Genomic DNA, 18,281 nt, shown 5'->3' with positions numbered 1-18,281 from the left:
CTGGTTACCGTTTTGTTATGCGTACAGCTGAAGTTTCCCGTAATACCAATGAAACCCGTATCCGTGTTGCCATCAATATTGATGGCACCGGCCGCCATAATCTAAATAGCGGCGTACCTTTTCTGGACCACATGCTGGACCAGATCGCACGCCATGGCCTGATTGATCTGGATGTGTCCTGTGATGGCGACACCCACATTGATGATCACCATACTGTGGAAGATATTGGCATTGCACTGGGTAAGGCGTTTGCTCAAGCCGTTGGCAACAAGGCAGGTTTGCGCCGTTATGGCCACTCCTACGTGCCACTGGACGAGGCCTTAAGCCGTGTAGTTATTGATTTCTCCGGCCGTCCTGGTCTGTTTTACTACGTAAATTACACCCGTGCCCGTATTGGCAATTTTGATGTAGACTTGGCCCGCGAATTTTTCCAAGGCTTCGTTAACAACGCTAACGCTACCGTGCACATTGATAATCTACGTGGCGAAAACGCACACCACCAGTGCGAAACCATTTTCAAGGCGTTTGGCCGCGCGTTGCGTATGGCACTGGAAGTAGACCCACGCAGTGAAGGCATCATCCCCTCCACTAAGGGCGTACTCTAACCCCCACTCTCTTGGCTATCCATCGTGAGTACGATCGCTATCGTCGATTACGGCATGGGCAACATACACTCTGTTGCCCGCGCCCTTCAAGCTGCAGCCCCCGAGGCCACCATTTTACTGGCCCGCACTCCCGCACAACTACAACAAGCCGACAGGCTAGTACTCCCCGGACAAGGCGCCATGCCTGACTGTATGCAGTCCCTGCAACAGTCCGGGCTACTACATTCCTTACGTGAACAAGCCAACCTCAAACCATTGCTGGGTATTTGTGTAGGTGAGCAAATGCTGTTCAGCCATAGTGATGAAGGCAACACTGACTGCCTGAATCTATTTGAAGGTGATGTGGTACGCTTTCACGGTCCGGCTTTTTATCACTCAGAACATCAACGCCAAGGGCTGAAAATCCCTCATGTGGGCTGGAATCAAGTTTTTCAGCAACAGCCACATCCGTTATGGGTAGATATAGCTCAAAATAGCTACTTTTATTTTGTTCATAGCTATTACGTAAAGCCAGTTGCCACTACACTATGCGCAGGAAGTACCCATTATGGCTATGCTTTCACCAGTGCAGTCGCAAAAGACAATATTTTCGCTGTGCAATTTCATCCTGAAAAAAGTGCACAGGCCGGTTTACAGCTATTGCACAATTTTGCACACTGGAAACCTTAACTTTACCCGCATCGCGGCTTTTTCTTTTCGTTTACCATTTAGACATTAACGCTAGAGATCATGCTTTTAATCCCCGCCATCGACCTACAAGACGGGCGTTGTGTACGCCTACGCCAGGGCGACCTGGATGACGCTACCGTATTCTCCGATGATCCCGGTGCCATGGCAGCACAATGGCTTGAACAAGGAGCACGACGCCTGCATCTGGTGGATTTGAACGGTGCTGTGTCCGGCAAACCTGTGAACCAAGCCGCGATCAAATCCATTTTGGCTGCTGTTGACGAAGAAATCCCCGTACAAATTGGCGGTGGTATTCGTGATCTGAACACCATCGAAGCCTATTTGGACCAAGGTCTGAGCTACGTCATTATCGGTACTGCCGCCGTTAAAAACCCCGGTTTTCTGCGTGATGCGTGCAGCGCGTTCCCTGGCCAAATCATCGTAGGTCTGGACGCACGCGACGGCAAAATCGCTACCGATGGTTGGAGCAAACTGAGCCGCCACGACGTACTGGATATTGCCAAGAAATTTGAAGACTACGGTTGTGAATCCATCATCTACACCGACATTGGTAGAGATGGCATGCTAAGCGGCGTCAACATTGAAGCCACCGTTGCTTTGTCCCGCCACGTTAGCATTCCCATCATCGCATCCGGCGGTGTAGCCAACCTGAAAGACATCGAAGCCCTGTGCGAAGTAGAGCACGAAGGCATCGAAGGTGTGATTCTGGGCCGCAGCCTGTACGAAGGCACCTTAGATTTCGCAGAAGCTCAAAACTTCGCGGACGAGTACGAAGCATGAGCGAAACCAACACCCACAGCTGCCGCATTATTCCTTGCCTTGACGTCAACGCAGGCCGTGTAGTTAAAGGCGTGAATTTTGTGGACTTGGTGGATGCAGGTGACCCTGTTGAAATCGCACGCAGTTATAACGAGCAAGGTGCTGACGAAATCACCTTGCTGGACATTACTGCCACCACAGAAAACCGCGATCTGATTCTGCCTATTATCGAGGCAGTTGCGAGCCAAGTATTTATTCCACTTACAGTAGGTGGTGGTGTACGCGAAGTAGGCGACATTCAGCGTTTGCTGAATGCAGGTGCCGACAAAGTGTCCATTAATAGCGCTGCAGTCGCGAATCCTGACTTGGTACGCGCTGCTGCTGATCATTACGGCTCACAGTGCCTGACCGTTGCCATTGATGCCCGTCGCGTCTCTGCGGCAGGTGAGCCTGCTCGTTGGGAAGTACACACTCACGGCGGCAAAAAAGGTACGGGCATTGATGTAGTGGAGTGGGCGCAGCGTATGGCCAAGCTGGGGGCAGGTGAGCTGTTGCTCACCAGCATGGACAAAGACGGCACCAAATCCGGCTTTGACCTAGAGCTAACCCGTGCTGTATCTGATGCTGTATCTATCCCTGTGATTGCCTCTGGCGGTGTGGGTACGCTCGAACACTTGGCTGAAGGTGTATTGCAGGGTGGTGCCAGCGCCGTCTTGGCCGCCAGCATTTTCCACTATGGCACCTACACCATTCCACAAGCTAAAGCCTATTTAGCCGAGCGTGGTATTCAGGTTAGGACATAACATGACCCAAGACTGGCTGTCTCAAGTGCATTTTGATGAGCAGGGATTAATCCCTGCCATTGCCCAAGACGCCCACACAGGCGCCATTTTGATGGTGGCCTGGATGAACCGTGAAGCGTTGACTGAAACCGTGGCGACCAATCGTGCTGTGTATTGGTCACGTTCTCGCCAGCGTTTGTGGCGTAAAGGTGAAGAATCTGGGCATACACAAAACTTAAAAGAAATTCGGCTAGACTGTGATGGTGATGTGATTTTGCTGCGCGTAGAACAACTAGGCGGCATTGCATGTCACACAGGCCGGGAAAGCTGTTTTTACCAGCGACTGGATACCGATGAACAAGGCCGTACTGACTGGAAGACTGTAGATCCAGTATTAAAAGACCCTTCCACTATTTACCAATGACCACCGACTACCGTAATGTGCTCAGCCAACTGGCTGATTTGTTGGAAACACGGCTACCCGCTAATGGCGGCGATCCACAAACCTCCTACAGTGCTCGTTTACTTGCTACTGCGAATGCGCCAGACGCATTCCTGAAAAAAATAGGCGAAGAAGCTTGTGAATTGGTAATGGCAGCTAAAGACAACACGCCGGACCGCATTGTGTCAGAAACCGCGGACCTCTGGTTTCACTGTATGGTTGCACTGACTCACTACCAGATCCGCCCCGAAGCGGTATTGGCCGAGCTGGCCCGTCGACAAGGTTTGTCTGGCTTAGAAGAAAAAGCTCAGCGCAAGCAAGACTAAGCACCAGTAGCCATCAAGTGCTGTAAACTAAGATTTGACCTCTTTTTCACTTGTCTATACGTTATGAGCGAAAACTGCCTGTTCTGTAAAATCATTGAAGGTGCGATTCCTTCCGCCAAGGTTTTCGAGAACGACGAATTTGTCGCTTTCAAAGACATCAACCCGGTTGCTCCCGTGCATATTCTGCTGGTGCCACGTCATCACGTAGTATCTTTGCAGGATGTGACATCCAACGATGCAACATGGCTGGGTAAAATGATGGCATTAGTGCCTCAGATTGCTAGCGAAAATGGTTGCCGCCCAGGCCCTGAAGGCGGTTTTAGAGTTGTTATCAACAGTGGAAACGATGGTGGCCAAGAAGTTGGCCACTTGCATGTACACATTATCGGGGGTCAGCGCCCCTGGAAACCCACGGCTACCGCCGTTGCCTAATTTGCGGAGACAAACATGGGAAGTTTTAGTATCTGGCACTGGCTGGTTGTACTAGTCATCATCGCTCTGGTTTTTGGTACCAAAAAACTGCGTAACGTAGGTGAGGACCTAGGCGGCGCAATCAAAGGCTTCAAAAAAGGTATGCGCGATGCACAAACTGAAGAGCAGCCCGAAGCTGTGACTCAAAAAGTGCAAGACAACACTACTATTGATGTGCAAGCCAAAGAAAAACAGGATTCCTAAGGTGTCCACCTTTTAAGGTTTTGCCACGCATATGTTTGACATTAGTTTCAGTGAATTACTGCTGATTGCTGTTGTTGCTCTGATAGTGCTCGGTCCCGAACGTCTACCCAAGGTAGCACGTACGGTAGGGCACTTGATGGGGCGTGCCCAACGTTATATGAACGACGTCAAAACGGACATACAACGTGAAATGGATCTGGAAGAAATCAATAAACTGAAGAACCAGATGCAAGATGCCGCCAATTCAGTACGCAGTTCGGTCAACGATAGTGTCAACACCATAAAAGACCCTTTATCTGAAGCGCAACAAGCCCTCTCTGATCTACACAAACCGTTAGATATCCCCACAGAACCGGTTGCTGCTGAGAAAAAGGCGGCATTACCGGAAACTGCTGAAGCAGCACAGCCTGAAGCTGCCGCTACGCCAGACAACGCTAGCAAGGCCAAAGAATGACCCAAGAGCAATCTGGCGATACCTTTATTTCGCACCTAGTTGAATTACGCAGCCGCTTAATGCGTGCCGTACTGAGCGTACTGGTCGTATTTTTTGTGCTGTTCATGTACCCCGGGCCATCCGTCATTTACGACGTATTGGCACAGCCTATGCTGGCATCGTTGCCGCAGGGTACGCGCATGATCGCCACGGGCGTGATCACACCCTTCATGGTGCCAGTCAAAGTGACGTTATTAGCGTCCTTTATGGTAGCGCTACCTATTGTGCTGTACCAAGCATGGGCCTTTGTCGCTCCTGGCTTGTACAAACACGAGAAACGGCTGGCCTTGCCACTGATCTTCTCTAGTACTGTGCTGTTTATCACAGGAATGGCATTTTGTTATTTTGTGGTTTTCAAAACTGTTTTCCACTTCATTGCTACCTTTGCACCTGACTCCATCACGCCAGCACCGGATATCGAAGCCTATTTGAACTTCGTCATGACGATGTTCTTAGCTTTCGGCATTACCTTTGAAGTACCTATTGCCGTTATTTTGCTCGTCAAAACAGGCATTACCAGTGTGGCCAAACTGCGTGAAGTACGTGGTTATGTGATCGTAGGAGCGTTTATTATCGCGGCCGTTGTCACACCACCTGATGTAGTCAGCCAATTCCTGCTGGCAGCCCCACTGTGTTTGCTCTACGAGCTAGGCATTGTCTTTGCCAGCTTCATGAAAAAACGAGAAGCAGATTCCGATTCCCGCGAACTAGAAGCCTAAACAAATAAGCCGCAGACTCTGCGGCTTATTTGTTTATACGCCACATTACTTTTTTTACCTACCTACCGGTAGGTAGTAATGCTAGAATACGTTTTTATCTTGGTATGAGCATCACATCATGACAGCACTATCTCCTTCTGCTGAGCGTATTTGTCAAGCAGCCATTCTGCACTTTGCCGAGCGCCACTACAGCTCCGCATCGTTAAATGAAATTGCAATTACTGCTGGAATACGTAAAGCATCTTTATATGCACACTTTAAAAGTAAAGATGAGTTGTTCCTTGCTGCGTTCAACCGTGCGTTAGAACTAGAGCGAGAGCATGTGCAACAGTGTTTTTCCTTGGCTGATACAGAAAAACCTGGTTTTCAGTATTGCAATAGCCTGCAAGAGCGCTATGCCACAGCCCCAACACTACGCTTACTGCTATTGGCCACTTATCTACAACCTCTAACCTTAAAAACAGCCTTGGACGAAGGGTATGAAGGCTACTTACAACTATTGCGCGACCACTTTAGTGAGGCCTTATTGCGTGCCCAGCCTAAGCTCACTACATATCCAAACAGCATTGCACAATTCAGCACCGCCTACCTAGGTATCGTAGACAGCCTGCACGTCACACTAATCTACACCGATGGCCTAGAGTTCCAAGCCCGACTGACGGCGCTGGAAATGCTGCTCTTTACATCTTTGCAACACACACTACACAACACCCTACACAACACACTACACACACTACAACCATCATGATTTCCCATCGTAATACGGCTACTAGCGGCCTTTCGCTATCTCTGATTCTGCTACTGTCCTTGTTCACAGCCATGGATGCTATGGCCATAGACATGTACCTACCCAGCATGCCTGCGATTGCATCAGACCTTGGTATATCAGCAGGACGTGTACAACAAACGTTATCTATTTTCTTAATAGGTTTGGCTGTAGGCCAAGCAGTGTATGGGCCTTTGCTGGAGAGGTTCGGACGCCGCATACCTATATTAGTAGGGGTGGTGGTTTTCGTGTTTGGCTCTGTAATAGCGGCCTTATCGACCAGTATTGAATGGCTATTAGCTGCTCGTTTTCTACAAGCATTAGGAGCAGCTGCAGGCTTGGTCACACCACGCGCTATTGTGTCAGATCGCTGCACGCTGGCTGAATCAGTACCCATTTTTTCTCTGCTAATGCAGATCATGATGATTGCCCCAATTTTGGCACCAGTCATTGGTGGTTTCTTGCTAGAGCAAGGGGATTGGAGACTCATTTTCTGGGTACTGGCGGCCATCGGAGTTGTAGGTCTCGTCTGGGGCATTATTACTGTGCCTGAAACGCTAAAACCTTCACAGCGTCGTAGTCTGAGCATAAGCAGTGTCCTGCACTCATATGGACAACAACTGCGCCTACCTATTTTTATGGCCTACACGTTGGCAGGTGGTTTTGTCCTTGCTTCACTATTTTTGTATATCAGTCATTCTGCGTTTATCTTTACCCAACATTTCGGTCTTACACCCACGCTATTCAGCTACTTGTTTGCTGGAAACGCTATCAGCTTAGTCATAGGCGGGCAGATCAGCACCTCGCTGTTGAAACGCGGTTTTGCCGAAACACGGGTAACGTACATAGGCCTGTTCCTGCATCTACTCAGTGGCGTATTATTGTTCGCTATCGTACAACTGGGGTTAGCGTCTCTGTGGAGCTATGCTACGCTCATTGCTTTAGCCGTTGGCTCGCTGGGACTGATTTTTGGTAATCTGACAGCATTGACCATGTACCATAGTGGTAAGCAAGCAGGTGTAGCCTCGGCACTGATGGGCACCTTGCAATACCTGATCGCTGCATTGGCAGGGTATGTGATTGCCTTCTTTGGCCAGAGCCCTGTGGTATTGCCACTGGCTATTGCCGGATGTGCGTTACTTGCGCTGCTATTCTGCAAACTAGCCGAACGCCCACAACCACCACTGGTAGAGGCTTAAGCACTACGCTCAACCTTAGTTTATTGATGGAAGCACCATGTCACAGATCACGCGAACAGAGCTGGAGCAATGGCTCACTGCCACCCTGCAACCGCACCGCTTTTCGGATTACTGTCCAAACGGCATACAGGTAGAAGGGCGCGACAGTATTCGCCATATCGTGACTGGTGTGACCGCCTCACAAGCCCTGCTGGACGCTGCTGTAGAGCGTGGTGCTGACACCGTACTGGTGCACCACGGTTGGTTCTGGAAAAACGAAGATGCCCGCATACGTGGCATCAAAAAGCAGCGTCTACTGACCACCTTGCAGCACGACCTGAATCTGTTCGCGTACCACCTGCCTCTGGATGCTCACCCTACATTGGGTAATAACGCCCAATTGGCACAGGTATTAGAGCTAGAGCCCGCCTACGATGATGAAGGTGAACCCGTCACCTGTGGCCCCGGCGGACTCATTTGGTTAGGCAAAAGTAAGCAACCTCAGACCCTAGAAAGCTTGGGTCAGCTAGTTTGCAAGCAGTTGCAACGGCAGCCATTACTTGTAGGTTCACCACAACAAAGTGTGTCTACTGTTGCCTGGTGTACGGGCGGAGCTCAGGGTTATATGCAAGCCGCACTCGATGCCGGCGCTGATGTGTACATCACCGGAGAGGCCTCTGAACCCAACTTCCATCTCGCCCACGAAACCGGAGCGGCATTCATTGCTGCGGGTCACCACGCTACCGAGCGCTACGGCGTAAAAGCACTGGGCGAGGCCATTGCGCAGCGTTTTGGCATCCAAGTCGACTTTTTAGACGTGGATAACCCCATCTAACTGTTGCAAGAACAGTACAAAACACCATAAACAAAAAAACCCCGAAACTCGGGGCTTTTTTTGCGACGTTATCGCTAGATAACGACATTACTGAGCAGCATCACGTGTCTTCAAAGAGTCACGGATTTCACGCAGCAACACGATATCTTCTGGTGTAGGTGCTGGAGGAGCTTCCGCTTCCTCTACTTTCTCTTCTGCCATCAGCGTATTGCGCATACGGTTCACCATTTTCACCATCAAGAACACCACGAAAGCCAGCAGGATGAAGTTGATGAAAACCGTCAGGAAGCTGCCCCAGGACAGCAATACAGCCCCAGCTTCATTCAACGCCTCTAGTGTTTGGGGTCCTGTATAACCTTCAGGTGAACGTAGTACAATGAATTGATTAGAGAAGTCGACTTCGCCGCCCAGCACGAAGCTGATGATGGGCATGAAGAGGTCTTTCACCAGTGAATCAATAATTTTTCCAAATGCGCCGCCAATAATCACACCGACGGCTAGGTCGATCATGTTGCCTTTTACTGCGAACTCCCTAAATTCTTTGATAAAACCACTGGTTTTGCTCATATAAACCTCTCTGATCAAGTCACTTGTGACGGGTAATGGCTATAATACCGGGTTGATATAACTTAACCCAGACCCAAAGTTCATAAATTTTGTGGTATGCCCCCAGGGGGGGTAGGAATAAGGATACTAGAATGAGTCAGATTACGACACAGCCCGAAGAAAACGGGGTCGACGAGCAGAAGCCTGCCGATCCTTCGCGCCGTTTCTGGGTCACTACTGCCTGTGCGGTTGGAGGTGTCGCCGGGGTTGGCGCCGCCGTTCCGTTTGTCGGGTCATTCGCCCCGTCAGCCAAAGCCCGCGCTGCAGGTGCTCCTGTAGAAGTAGATATCTCCACACTCGCTCCTGGCGAAATGCGTACTGTAGAGTGGCGCGGTAATCCTATCTGGATTATGTACCGCACTCCAGAACAACTCGCCGAGCTTAGCAAACACGATAACCAATTGGCTGACCCCGATTCAAATCGTCCTGGTTTCACACCGGCTTACGCTAAAAACGAGTATCGCTCACGCCGCCCAGAAATTTTTGTCTGTATCGGTATTTGCACTCACCTAGGTTGCTCCCCCACCCCTCGCCTGAATTCCGGTGCCCAGCCTGGCCTACCCAGCGATTGGGATGGCGGTTTTCTATGCCCCTGTCACGGTTCTACCTTTGATCTTGCCGGGCGCGTGTACATGAACAAACCTGCACCCGATAACCTGGAAATTCCTCCTTACGAGTTTTCTGCCGACGGCAACCGCATCATGATTGGTGTGGACGAAAACAATAAGGCATAAGACATACAATTTTCAAAGATTAAAGGAGCCGTTTCATGGCTGGTGAGAAAACCGTCGAAACGACAGGACTCTTAGGATGGATTGATAGACGCTTCCCGCTGTCATCACTCTTTAAAGAGCATATGTCGGAGTACTATGCGCCAAAGAACTTCAACTTCTGGTATTTCTTTGGTTCGCTGGCACTGTTAGTGCTGGTCATTCAAATCGTGACCGGGATTTTCCTGGTGATGAACTACAAGCCTGATGCTGCATTGGCCTTTGCCTCTGTGGAATACATCATGCGCGAAGTGCCGGGTGGCTGGATCATCCGTTACATGCACTCCACCGGTGCCTCGATGTTCTTCGTGGTGGTATACCTGCACATGTTGCGCGGCCTGATTTACGGCTCATACCGCAAACCTCGTGAGCTGGTCTGGATCTTCGGTGTGGCACTGTTCCTCTGTTTGATGGCGGAAGCCTTCCTGGGTTACCTGTTACCGTGGGGCCAGATGTCCTACTGGGGTGCACAGGTGATCGTGAACTTGTTTGCCGCCATTCCATTCATTGGCCCTGAGTTGGCGATTTGGATCCGTGGTGACTACGTAGTGTCTGACGCTACCCTGAACCGCTTCTTTGCCTTGCACGTGATTGCTATTCCTCTGGCCATTATTGGTCTGGTGGTTGCTCACATCATCGCGCTGCACGAAGTAGGCTCTAACAACCCAGACGGCGTAGAAATCAAAGAAGGCCCCAAAGATGCCAAAGGCAACCCTTTGGATGGCATTCCTTTCCACCCTTACTACTCCGTACACGATATCGTGGGCGTAGCTGGGTTCCTGATCGTGTTCGCGGCTATTTTGTTCTTCGCTCCAGAAATGGGCGGGTACTTCTTGGAATACAACAACTTTATTCCAGCTGACCCAATGAAGACACCTCCGCACATTGCTCCGGTTTGGTACTTCACACCGTTCTACTCCATGTTGCGTGCAACAACTGCCGATTTCACCTGGATTCTGGCTGGTTCTGCTGTATTGGCTGCTGTGGTCATGTTCTTCAAGAGCCGTCAGCCAGGCATCATGCGCTTGGTTGCTCCAGTGATTCTGTTAGGTGTAGCCGTAGCACTACGAGTGTTTGACGCGAAATTCTGGGGTGTGGTCTCCATGGGTGGCGCTGTAGTGATTCTGTTCTTCTTGCCTTGGCTAGATGCATCACCAGTGAAATCCATCCGTTACCGTCCTACCTGGCACAAATTCCTGTACGCGATTTTCTTCATTAACTTCGTGATACTGGGTTACCTAGGTACACAACCACCAAACGACCTGTTCAACCTGCTGAGCCAAATTGGCACCATCATCTACCTGGCATTCTTCTTCTTGATGCCTGTGTGGAGCCGCATGGGTACATTCAAGCAGGTACCGGATCGCGTGACCTTTCGCGCTCACTAGGACTCAACACGGATAGACCATGATTAAGAAACTATTTGGAATCTTGGCGTTGTCCCTGTCTTGCTCGGTGGCGGTTGCCGCCGAAGCAGGCTACCCGTTGGAAAGCGCCCCTAATCGCATTACCGACATGCCTGCACTGCAAAACGGTGCAAAGCTGTTCGTTAACTACTGTTTGAACTGTCACAGTGCCAACTCCATGCGCTACAACAAGCTCACGGAAATTGGCCTGACAGACGAAGAAATCCGCAAGAACTTGCTGTTCACGGGTGACAAAGTTGGTGATTTGATGACCATCGCCATGACACCTGCTGACGGTAAACAATGGTTTGGCGCTACGCCTCCAGACCTGTCTGTGACTGCGCGTGCCCTGTCCACGAACTTGGGCCCTAGCGGTACTGACTACATCTACACCTACTTGCGTACGTTTTACCGTGACGTGAACCGTCCTACAGGTTGGGATAACTTAGTATTCCCAAGCGTAGGTATGCCGCATGCCTTGTGGCAGCGTCAGGGTCATACTCAAGTAGAACGCACCACCGTTGCTGAAGTCGTGGGCGCAGATGGCAAACCATCTTGGGTACGTACTGTGACTAATTTCGATCAGTACGGTTTCTCTAGCAGCAAGCAAGAAACACTGCCCGCCGACTACAAAGGTGGCGCTAGTGAATCGGTTAAATACACACCGGTGAATGCATCGCAAGCTAGCGAGTTTGCTAGCGATGTAGCTGACCTGAGCAACTTTATGCAATGGATGGCAGAACCTGTACAAAATACCCGCAAGAAAATTGGGTATGCTGTGATAGGCTTCTTGCTGATCTTCTTCTTTGTTGCTTGGCGTCTAAACAAAGCCTACTGGCGCGACATCAAGTAATGTCTTGTGACCATGCTGCCTACAGGCAGCATGGTAATCTTGTAAAGACGCCGGTATTATTATCAGAGCCTATGCTGGCTCTTGTTTTTATTTCTACGACTGGAAATCCTCACTATGATGGTACTCTACTCTGGAACTACATGCCCCTTCTCACAACGCTGCCGTTTTGTGTTGTTTGAGAAAGGCATGGATTTCGAGATTCGCGATATTGACTTGTACAACAAGCCCGAAGACATCGCCGTCATGAATCCATATGGCCAGGTACCTATTCTGGTTGAGCGCGAACTGGTTCTGTACGAGTCCAACATCATCAACGAATACATTGATGAGCGTTTCCCGCATCCTCAGTTGATGCCTGCAGACCCTACCATGCGCGCCCGCACACGCCTGTTCCTGTACAACTTTGAGCGCGAACTGTTTACCTACGTTTCCATCTTGGAAGACCGTAGACAAGCAGCCGATCCAAAAGCTCAGGAAAAAGCCCGTGCGCAGATTCGCGACCATTTGGCTCAGTTGGCTCCTATCCTGACCAAAAACAAATACATGTTGGGCGAAGAGTTCTCCATGCTGGACGTGGCCATTGCTCCGTTGCTATGGCGCTTGGACCACTACGGCATTGAACTGCCTAAGAGCGCTGCTCCAGTACAAAAGTACGCTGAGCGCGTGTTCTCCCGTCCGGCCTTCATTGAGGCCCTGACACCATCCGAAAAAGTCATGCGTCGCTAAACACTATGCAAGAGACTTCTACCAAACCCTATCTGATTCGCGCTCTGCACGAATGGTGCACAGATAATGGCTACACACCGTACATTGTGGTCACTGTGGATGACAACACCGTTGTTCCGCCAGGCTATGTACAAGACGGACAAATCACACTGAACTTAGATTTACTCGCTACTAATCAACTCATTATTGGTAACGACTACATCGAATTTCAGGCACGATTTGGCGGTGTTGCCGAAGACCTATTTGTGCCCGTTGCTGCCGTCAGCGCTATTTATGCGCGTGAGACAGGTGCCGGTATGGGGTTTGAGGTCTCTGAGTCCCCCGTCTATCCGGGGACAAACAGCACCTCTGATTCAGCTCCAGCCGCCACACCAGCGCCTGCTGCTGAAAACAACGAATCTCGCGCAGCGGATAAAGCGCCGCACCTGAAAATCGTTAAATAACAGACTGCTGAACTGTCTAGCGCCTTAGGGCTACAAAAAAGCCTACCTGTAAACAGGTAGGCTTTTTTACGTCTGTGGATAAGTTCTTGAGCAGCAAAACTACTACCGCCCAAAATCTCCTGTGTATAACGTTAGTTTTGAGGCGCCGCTTTGTTTTGCTGCAAACGCCATTCCAATAGACTTTTGAGTCCCACGGTCAGGATCGCCATACCCGCCAACAAAGCAGCGGCAGTAAAAGCAGCAGCAGTTTTGTAATCGTTATTCAACTGTTCTACCAGTAACGACAGGGTAAGTGTTTGGTTCATCACCGTGCCAGACACCACCGATACCGCGCCAAACTCACCAATCGCCCGTGCGTTAGTCAGCACAACGCCATACACCAAGCCCCATCGGATGTTAGGCATGGTCACCTGCCAGAAAATCTGCCAGCCGGATGCTCCCAAACTCAGTGCGGCTTCTTCTTGCTCGCTACCCAAAGTTTGCATCACAGGGATCAAAATACGCGCCACATACGGTACGGTCACGAAGATAGTAACCATCACAATGCCTGGCCATGCAAACATCAGCTGCACGTTATGGGCACCTAACCAGCGGCCCATCATAGTCTCAGCACCGTATACCACCAAATAACACAGACCCGCCACCACGGGCGATACGGCGTAAGGGATATCCACAAACAGGCTTAACAGGCGTTTTCCTCGAAACTGGTAGTGCGTCATACACCATGCCAGCAAGATACCGAACACCATGTTCAATGGCACGCTTAACAGCGCCACAAAGATCGTCAGCCCAATGGCGTGCTGCATGAAATCTTCACTCAGGTTTTCGGTAAGCAGTGTCCAACCACCTGCAACCACCTGACTAAAAATCAACGCCAGCGGGATGATGAGCATCACCACCACCACAGCCAAGCCTGCACCCACTTGCAGCCACTGTCCAAAACTCTGGGGTTTCTTTCTCATGATCGTTGCCGTTGCCAGCCCAATAAACGTCCTTGCAGCACTTGCAGGACAAACAATAACAATAAGGAAGCCATCAGTACTACCGATGCAATCGCAGCGGCAGCAGGGTAGTTGAACTCTTGCAAGCGCACAAAAATCATCAGCGATGTGACTTCTGTTTTGAAGGGTGCATTACCGGCAATCATAATCACCGCACCAAACTCACCCAAGCTACGAATAAAGGCTTGGGAAGCGCCCGTCACAATAGCTGGAATCAGCGGCGGCAGAATGACTTTGAGGAAGATCTGCCAGCGGCGTGCGCCCAGCGTTTGCGCGACTTCTTCGTATTCCGTGCCCAGTTCTTCAATCACTGGCTGCACAATACGCACTACAAAAGGCAAGCTGGTGAAGGTCATTGCCACCAAAATACCGGGGTAGGCGTAGGAAATCTTGATGCCCATGGCAGCAAAGTATTGGCCCAACCAACCACCAGGTACAAACAGCGCAGCCAAGGTTAAGCCCGCAACTGACGTAGGCAACGCAAAGGGAATATCTACCAAGGCATCCATCATACGGCGGCCCCAGAAGTTATATCTAGTCGTCACCCATGCAATCAAGAAACCAATAAACGTTGCCGCAACGGTGGAATAAAAGGCTGCACTTGCCGTGACCTTATAACTCTGTACCACCCTAGGATGCGAAATAGCACGCCAGTACTGTGCCCAGGTCATGTCGCTAACGTAAATCAGCAATGCCGACAGCGGTAGCAAAACCACGATGGACAAATAGAAGAGGCTGAGACCAAAGCTCAGCCCAAAACCCGGCAAAATGGGTTTACGTAAGAAAAACCATTGGCGAACGGGGGAGGCCGTTGCGACCTGCTCCCCGGATACAGCCTTAGACAATGTTGTCATAACAAACTACTTACTGTGCCTGAATCTGATCCAACACGCCGTCTGTAGCAAAGTGCTTGGTTTGAATGTCTTTCCAAGAACCCAATACGTCGGTTGGGTTTACCAGTTTGACGTCAGCAAATTTACCTGCATTTTCTTTGGCAACTTCGTCGTTGGTCACACGGTAGTTAAAGCCAGCCAGCAAACGCTGAATCTCGGGTGTGTACTGGAACTCCAAGTACTCTGTCGCCACATTGCGTGTACCGCGCTCATCTACTACTTTGTCCACAACCGCTACGGGGAACTCAGCCAATACACTGCTTGGAGGCACTACGATCTCGAACTCTTGGTCTTTGAACTCTTCGCCATTCACTATGTTCAATTCTTCGGACTCAAATGTCAGCAGTACGTCGCCTTGGTTATTCTGAGCAAACGCTACGGTTGCACCGCGGCCACCTGTAGGGAAGTTTTCTACGTTACCCAACACTTTGCCTACGAATTCACGGATTTTCTCTTCGTCACCGTCGAATTTTTCGTGGGCATACAACCATGCACCTAAGTAGGTGTAGCGTGCATTACCGGAGGTTTTAGGGTTCGGGAACACCAAGCCTACGTCTTCACGGGCCAGATCGTCCCAATCTTTGATGTTTTTAGGGTTACCTTTACGCACCAAGAAAGCGATGGTGCTGTAGTAAGGCGAGCTGTTATTAGGCAAACGCTCTGCCCAATCGGCTGCCACGATATCACGGTCTGCCAAAATGTCGATGTCGGTCACTTGATTAAAGGTCACCACATCTACTTTTTTACCTTGGATGATATCTTGAGCCTGTCTGGAAGTACCTGCGAAAGATTGGTCGATTTTGAGGTCTTCGCCGGTTTTCTGCTTCCAATGCTCAACAAATTTCGGATTCACCGCAGCAAAAGTTTCGCGCGCCACATCAAACGATGCATTCAATATGCTGGTTTGAGCCACAGCAGCTGTGCTGGCAGCAGTAGCAACTAAGGCAAGCGCTCCAACAATTTTCTTCAGATTCATCATTAACCCCGCAATATATTTGAGTGACTGCAACGGCAAAACCGTTTATCCATGAAGTGCATTATGCAGAGTCACCATATAAATACGAACGATAATGTATTCATTCACTTATTACTTTAAGAAATAATGAATCTATTGAAACTCACCCCGCACCGCAGACTTAATTAAAAATTCCTGACAATGATTACATATGCTAATCATTCGTGCCAGAATGATTTCTGATAAACTAATAGCCTTTAAAACACTAGTACAAAAGGTCTATGAGGTCCAATAAAACCCCTACAAGCCTACATCCCCCCGTCTTTTATCCTGCTGCTTTTCTAATTTTGGCTCTCGTGGCATTTGCAATTCTTGCGCCTGAGACTGCCCAAAACCTCTTTAGCACCACGCAAAACTGGATCATCACCCACGTTAGCTGGTTCTACATTCTCACCGTTGCCATCATTTTGCTTGCTGTCATCTTCTTGGCGGTTAGCCGGTACGGCGATATTAAGCTAGGCCCCGATCACGCCCAACCCGATTACAAAAACATCACCTGGTTTGCCATGCTGTTTTCTACCGGTATGGGTATTGGTTTGATGTTCTTCGGTGTAGCCGAACCTGTCATGCACTTCATGAGCCCACCTACGGGTGAGGGCGGCACCATCGAAGCCGCTCGTGAGTCCATGAGCATCACCTTTTTCCACTGGGGCTTACACGCTTGGGCTATTTACGCCATCGTGGCCTTGGTACTTGCTTTCTTCAGCTACCGTCATGGCTTACCACTCAAGCTGCGCTCGGCCTTGTACCCGCTGATCGGTGACAAGATCTATGGCCCCATCGGTCACGCTGTGGATATCTTTGCCATTATCGGTACGGTATTTGGTGTGGCGACATCCTTAGGTTTTGGGGTGGCACAGATTAATAGCGGTCTGGAATATCTGTTTGGCATGGAAGTGACCACGCTGAATCAAATCATTCTGATCGTCATTGCCTGCGGCTTGGCTACTTTGTCAGTAGCCAGTGGTTTGGATCGCGGCATTAAGATTTTGTCTGAGCTGAACTTAGCCTTTGCCGTATTGCTGCTATTGTTCGTGCTAATTCTTGGCCCCACCGTATTCATCATGCAAACCTTTATGCAGAATACGGGAGCTTATCTGTCCGATATCGTCAGCAAAACCTTTAACCTCTACGCCTACGAACCCAACGACTGGATTGGTGGTTGGACACTGTTCTACTGGGGCTGGTGGTTGGCATGGTCTCCATTTGTAGGCCTGTTTATTGCCCGTATTTCCCGTGGCCGTACCATCCGTGAATTTGTACGTGGTGTACTGCTGGTACCGGCTGGTTTCACCTTGCTGTGGATGACCGTATTTGGCGATACCGCTATTCATGCGATCTTGTACGGCGGCATGGAGTCCTTTGGTGCCTTCGTTCAAGAACATACCTCGCAAGCCTTGTTTGTGTTCCTAGAGCAGTTGCCCTTTGCATCCATTACATCTGGCCTAGCCATTTGTATGGTGGTGGTGTTCTTTGTGACCTCTGCTGACTCGGGCGCGCTCGTTGTAGACTTGCTGGCCTCTAAAGACGGCGAGCCATCACCTGTATGGCAACGTATATTCTGGTCTGCTTTAGCCGGTGTAGTAGCGATTGCCTTGCTGTTAGCTGACGGCCTACAAGCCCTGCAAACCGCGACTATTGCCAGTGCGCTACCGTTCTCTATTATCTTGCTGATCGCCATCTGGGGCCTGTTTAAAGCCTTGCAGTTGGATGCCACCAAGCGCCATATCCGTTACCAAACTGTGGCCCGCAGCCAGCCTGTTGTACCCGGCCAGCCCTGGCAAAAACGATTGCGCAATCTGATTGTGATGCCCAAGCGCGAACAAGTATGCCGCTTCTTGGACAACACCGTAGAACCTGCCATGCAAGCGGTAGCGGCAGAACTGCGTAAATCAGGCTTTGATGCCAAGCTCACTATTTTGGAGCCCACTGAAGAACAGCCAGAGCGCGCCTTGGCCTTAGACGTAGAGCACCACGGTGCCTACCAAGACTTCCGCTACAAAGTACGCCCAGTCTGCGTGATTCGTCCTACGCTGCGTCCTGCTGACGCCAAGCGTGATGACGAGGTGTACTACCGTGCCGAAGTGTTCCTAAGCGAGGGTGGTCAAGACTACGACGTCATGGGGTGGAGCCAAGACGAAGTCATTGGCGACATACTGGATCAGTACGAACGCCACCGTCACTTCTTGCACTTAGTGCACGATAATGACCCAACTATCCTGGCTGAAAACACACCAAATGGGGAATCGTAAGAAAGTTTAGAAAAAACACTTGCGTTTTAAGAACACCCCCCATATA

23 protein-coding genes are annotated in these 18,281 nt (G+C 50.1%); 19 read left to right on the top strand and 4 right to left on the bottom strand.

Annotated features, from left to right (window positions below; translation table 11 throughout):
* Nucleotides 1-17 precede the first annotated feature (17 nt).
* The 13 genes from hisB (at nucleotide 18) to AC3QL0_RS00465 (ending at nucleotide 8,270) form a co-directional block, all read left to right on the top strand.
* A complete protein-coding gene (gene hisB, locus AC3QL0_RS00525; RefSeq protein WP_135861413.1) occupies nucleotides 18-605 on the top strand; it encodes an imidazoleglycerol-phosphate dehydratase HisB in 588 nt (195 codons plus the stop codon).
* Nucleotides 606-629: 24 nt separating this feature from the next.
* A complete protein-coding gene (hisH, locus tag AC3QL0_RS00520; RefSeq protein ID WP_493009585.1) occupies nucleotides 630-1,274 on the top strand; it encodes an imidazole glycerol phosphate synthase subunit HisH in 645 nt (214 codons plus the stop codon).
* Nucleotides 1,275-1,334: 60 nt separating this feature from the next.
* Nucleotides 1,335-2,075 carry a 1-(5-phosphoribosyl)-5-[(5-phosphoribosylamino)methylideneamino]imidazole-4-carboxamide isomerase gene (hisA, locus tag AC3QL0_RS00515; RefSeq protein WP_493009584.1) on the top strand — a complete coding sequence of 247 codons (741 nt, stop codon included), beginning with the start codon at nucleotides 1,335-1,337 and terminating at the stop codon, nucleotides 2,073-2,075.
* On the top strand, nucleotides 2,072-2,857 hold the full coding sequence (hisF, locus tag AC3QL0_RS00510; protein ID WP_493009583.1) for an imidazole glycerol phosphate synthase subunit HisF: 786 nt from the start codon (nucleotides 2,072-2,074) through the stop codon (nucleotides 2,855-2,857). The genes hisA and hisF overlap by 4 nt, the downstream gene beginning before the upstream one ends.
* Before the next feature lies 1 nt (nucleotide 2,858).
* Complete coding sequence (hisI, locus tag AC3QL0_RS00505; protein ID WP_493009582.1) at nucleotides 2,859-3,260, top strand: phosphoribosyl-AMP cyclohydrolase; 402 nt, start codon at nucleotides 2,859-2,861, stop codon at nucleotides 3,258-3,260.
* Nucleotides 3,257-3,604: a phosphoribosyl-ATP diphosphatase gene (locus AC3QL0_RS00500; RefSeq protein ID WP_493009581.1), complete on the top strand. Its 348-nt coding sequence runs from the start codon at nucleotides 3,257-3,259 to the stop codon at nucleotides 3,602-3,604. Before hisI ends, AC3QL0_RS00500 begins: the two co-directional genes overlap by 4 nt.
* 63 nt (nucleotides 3,605-3,667) lie before the next feature.
* Complete coding sequence (locus AC3QL0_RS00495) at nucleotides 3,668-4,036, top strand: histidine triad nucleotide-binding protein (protein ID WP_493009580.1); 369 nt, start codon at nucleotides 3,668-3,670, stop codon at nucleotides 4,034-4,036.
* A 15-nt stretch (nucleotides 4,037-4,051) separates the two neighbouring features.
* The gene (gene tatA, locus AC3QL0_RS00490; protein ID WP_493009579.1) at nucleotides 4,052-4,279 is read left to right on the top strand and encodes a Sec-independent protein translocase subunit TatA; all 228 of its coding nucleotides are present in this window, start codon (nucleotides 4,052-4,054) and stop codon (nucleotides 4,277-4,279) included.
* A gap of 31 nt (nucleotides 4,280-4,310) precedes the next feature.
* Nucleotides 4,311-4,733 (top strand): Sec-independent protein translocase protein TatB, encoded by a 423-nt coding sequence (gene tatB, locus AC3QL0_RS00485; RefSeq protein ID WP_493009578.1) that lies wholly within the window; start codon nucleotides 4,311-4,313, stop codon nucleotides 4,731-4,733.
* Complete coding sequence (gene tatC, locus AC3QL0_RS00480) at nucleotides 4,730-5,491, top strand: twin-arginine translocase subunit TatC (protein WP_493009577.1); 762 nt, start codon at nucleotides 4,730-4,732, stop codon at nucleotides 5,489-5,491. Before tatB ends, tatC begins: the two co-directional genes overlap by 4 nt.
* Nucleotides 5,492-5,609: 118 nt before the next feature.
* Complete coding sequence (locus AC3QL0_RS00475; protein WP_493009576.1) at nucleotides 5,610-6,239, top strand: TetR/AcrR family transcriptional regulator; 630 nt, start codon at nucleotides 5,610-5,612, stop codon at nucleotides 6,237-6,239.
* Nucleotides 6,236-7,456: a multidrug effflux MFS transporter gene (locus AC3QL0_RS00470; RefSeq protein WP_493009575.1), complete on the top strand. Its 1,221-nt coding sequence runs from the start codon at nucleotides 6,236-6,238 to the stop codon at nucleotides 7,454-7,456. Before AC3QL0_RS00475 ends, AC3QL0_RS00470 begins: the two co-directional genes overlap by 4 nt.
* A 37-nt stretch (nucleotides 7,457-7,493) precedes the next feature.
* Nucleotides 7,494-8,270, top strand: coding sequence for a Nif3-like dinuclear metal center hexameric protein (locus tag AC3QL0_RS00465; protein ID WP_493009574.1), 777 nt, complete (start codon nucleotides 7,494-7,496; stop codon nucleotides 8,268-8,270).
* A gap of 87 nt (nucleotides 8,271-8,357) precedes the next feature.
* Here AC3QL0_RS00465 and mscL read toward each other — a convergent pair whose 3' ends face one another.
* Nucleotides 8,358-8,837, bottom strand: coding sequence for a large conductance mechanosensitive channel protein MscL (mscL, locus tag AC3QL0_RS00460; protein WP_493009573.1), 480 nt, complete (start codon nucleotides 8,835-8,837; stop codon nucleotides 8,358-8,360).
* Nucleotides 8,838-8,968: 131 nt separating this feature from the next.
* Between mscL and petA the strand changes: the two genes are divergently transcribed.
* From petA to AC3QL0_RS00435, 5 genes are all read left to right on the top strand, one after another.
* Nucleotides 8,969-9,610: a ubiquinol-cytochrome c reductase iron-sulfur subunit gene (gene petA, locus AC3QL0_RS00455; RefSeq protein ID WP_135861427.1), complete on the top strand. Its 642-nt coding sequence runs from the start codon at nucleotides 8,969-8,971 to the stop codon at nucleotides 9,608-9,610.
* A gap of 35 nt (nucleotides 9,611-9,645) precedes the next feature.
* Nucleotides 9,646-11,034: a cytochrome b gene (locus AC3QL0_RS00450; RefSeq protein ID WP_493009572.1), complete on the top strand. Its 1,389-nt coding sequence runs from the start codon at nucleotides 9,646-9,648 to the stop codon at nucleotides 11,032-11,034.
* A 19-nt stretch (nucleotides 11,035-11,053) separates the two neighbouring features.
* The gene (locus AC3QL0_RS00445) at nucleotides 11,054-11,905 is read left to right on the top strand and encodes a cytochrome c1 (RefSeq protein ID WP_493009571.1); all 852 of its coding nucleotides are present in this window, start codon (nucleotides 11,054-11,056) and stop codon (nucleotides 11,903-11,905) included.
* 114 nt (nucleotides 11,906-12,019) lie between these two features.
* Nucleotides 12,020-12,631 carry a glutathione S-transferase N-terminal domain-containing protein gene (locus tag AC3QL0_RS00440; RefSeq protein WP_135861430.1) on the top strand — a complete coding sequence of 204 codons (612 nt, stop codon included), beginning with the start codon at nucleotides 12,020-12,022 and terminating at the stop codon, nucleotides 12,629-12,631.
* Nucleotides 12,632-12,636: 5 nt separating this feature from the next.
* Nucleotides 12,637-13,074, top strand: coding sequence for a ClpXP protease specificity-enhancing factor (locus AC3QL0_RS00435; RefSeq protein WP_493009570.1), 438 nt, complete (start codon nucleotides 12,637-12,639; stop codon nucleotides 13,072-13,074).
* 131 nt (nucleotides 13,075-13,205) lie between these two features.
* Here the strand turns inward: AC3QL0_RS00435 and cysW are convergent, their stop codons facing one another.
* The 3 genes from cysW to cysP are packed head-to-tail and all read right to left on the bottom strand — an operon-like array spanning nucleotide 13,206 to nucleotide 15,944.
* Nucleotides 13,206-14,036, bottom strand: a complete 831-nt coding sequence (cysW, locus tag AC3QL0_RS00430; RefSeq protein WP_493009569.1) for a sulfate ABC transporter permease subunit CysW — start codon at nucleotides 14,034-14,036, stop codon at nucleotides 13,206-13,208.
* Entirely contained in the window at nucleotides 14,033-14,929 is an 897-nt protein-coding gene (cysT, locus tag AC3QL0_RS00425) for a sulfate ABC transporter permease subunit CysT (RefSeq protein WP_493009568.1), read from the bottom strand. The genes cysW and cysT overlap by 4 nt, the downstream gene beginning before the upstream one ends.
* Nucleotides 14,930-14,939: 10 nt before the next feature.
* A complete protein-coding gene (gene cysP / locus AC3QL0_RS00420; protein ID WP_493009567.1) occupies nucleotides 14,940-15,944 on the bottom strand; it encodes a thiosulfate ABC transporter substrate-binding protein CysP in 1,005 nt (334 codons plus the stop codon).
* Between the two features lie 260 nt (nucleotides 15,945-16,204).
* Between cysP and AC3QL0_RS00415 the strand changes: the two genes are divergently transcribed.
* A complete protein-coding gene (locus AC3QL0_RS00415; RefSeq protein WP_493009566.1) occupies nucleotides 16,205-18,235 on the top strand; it encodes a BCCT family transporter in 2,031 nt (676 codons plus the stop codon).
* Nucleotides 18,236-18,281: the final 46 nt, after the last annotated feature.

The sequence above is a fragment of the Paenalcaligenes sp. GW821-LYS-B07-1 genome (assembly GCF_058803365.1).
The sequence above is the reverse complement of the archived record's forward strand: the minus strand, read 5'-3'. Positions and strand labels throughout refer to the sequence as shown.

Coding starts and splice junctions, on each gene's coding strand:
- hisB (WP_135861413.1), top strand. CDS start 18: ATGCGTACAGCTGAAGTTTCCCGTAATACCAATGAAACCCGTATCCGT.
- hisA (WP_493009584.1), top strand. CDS start 1,335: ATGCTTTTAATCCCCGCCATCGACCTACAAGACGGGCGTTGTGTACGC.
- hisF (WP_493009583.1), top strand. CDS start 2,072: ATGAGCGAAACCAACACCCACAGCTGCCGCATTATTCCTTGCCTTGAC.
- hisI (WP_493009582.1), top strand. CDS start 2,859: ATGACCCAAGACTGGCTGTCTCAAGTGCATTTTGATGAGCAGGGATTA.
- AC3QL0_RS00500 (WP_493009581.1), top strand. CDS start 3,257: ATGACCACCGACTACCGTAATGTGCTCAGCCAACTGGCTGATTTGTTG.
- AC3QL0_RS00495 (WP_493009580.1), top strand. CDS start 3,668: ATGAGCGAAAACTGCCTGTTCTGTAAAATCATTGAAGGTGCGATTCCT.
- tatA (WP_493009579.1), top strand. CDS start 4,052: ATGGGAAGTTTTAGTATCTGGCACTGGCTGGTTGTACTAGTCATCATC.
- tatB (WP_493009578.1), top strand. CDS start 4,311: ATGTTTGACATTAGTTTCAGTGAATTACTGCTGATTGCTGTTGTTGCT.
- tatC (WP_493009577.1), top strand. CDS start 4,730: ATGACCCAAGAGCAATCTGGCGATACCTTTATTTCGCACCTAGTTGAA.
- AC3QL0_RS00475 (WP_493009576.1), top strand. CDS start 5,610: ATGACAGCACTATCTCCTTCTGCTGAGCGTATTTGTCAAGCAGCCATT.
- AC3QL0_RS00470 (WP_493009575.1), top strand. CDS start 6,236: ATGATTTCCCATCGTAATACGGCTACTAGCGGCCTTTCGCTATCTCTG.
- AC3QL0_RS00465 (WP_493009574.1), top strand. CDS start 7,494: ATGTCACAGATCACGCGAACAGAGCTGGAGCAATGGCTCACTGCCACC.
- mscL (WP_493009573.1), bottom strand. CDS start 8,837: ATGAGCAAAACCAGTGGTTTTATCAAAGAATTTAGGGAGTTCGCAGTA.
- petA (WP_135861427.1), top strand. CDS start 8,969: ATGAGTCAGATTACGACACAGCCCGAAGAAAACGGGGTCGACGAGCAG.
- AC3QL0_RS00450 (WP_493009572.1), top strand. CDS start 9,646: ATGGCTGGTGAGAAAACCGTCGAAACGACAGGACTCTTAGGATGGATT.
- AC3QL0_RS00445 (WP_493009571.1), top strand. CDS start 11,054: ATGATTAAGAAACTATTTGGAATCTTGGCGTTGTCCCTGTCTTGCTCG.
- AC3QL0_RS00440 (WP_135861430.1), top strand. CDS start 12,020: ATGATGGTACTCTACTCTGGAACTACATGCCCCTTCTCACAACGCTGC.
- AC3QL0_RS00435 (WP_493009570.1), top strand. CDS start 12,637: ATGCAAGAGACTTCTACCAAACCCTATCTGATTCGCGCTCTGCACGAA.
- cysW (WP_493009569.1), bottom strand. CDS start 14,036: ATGAGAAAGAAACCCCAGAGTTTTGGACAGTGGCTGCAAGTGGGTGCA.
- cysT (WP_493009568.1), bottom strand. CDS start 14,929: ATGACAACATTGTCTAAGGCTGTATCCGGGGAGCAGGTCGCAACGGCC.
- cysP (WP_493009567.1), bottom strand. CDS start 15,944: ATGAATCTGAAGAAAATTGTTGGAGCGCTTGCCTTAGTTGCTACTGCT.
- AC3QL0_RS00415 (WP_493009566.1), top strand. CDS start 16,205: ATGAGGTCCAATAAAACCCCTACAAGCCTACATCCCCCCGTCTTTTAT.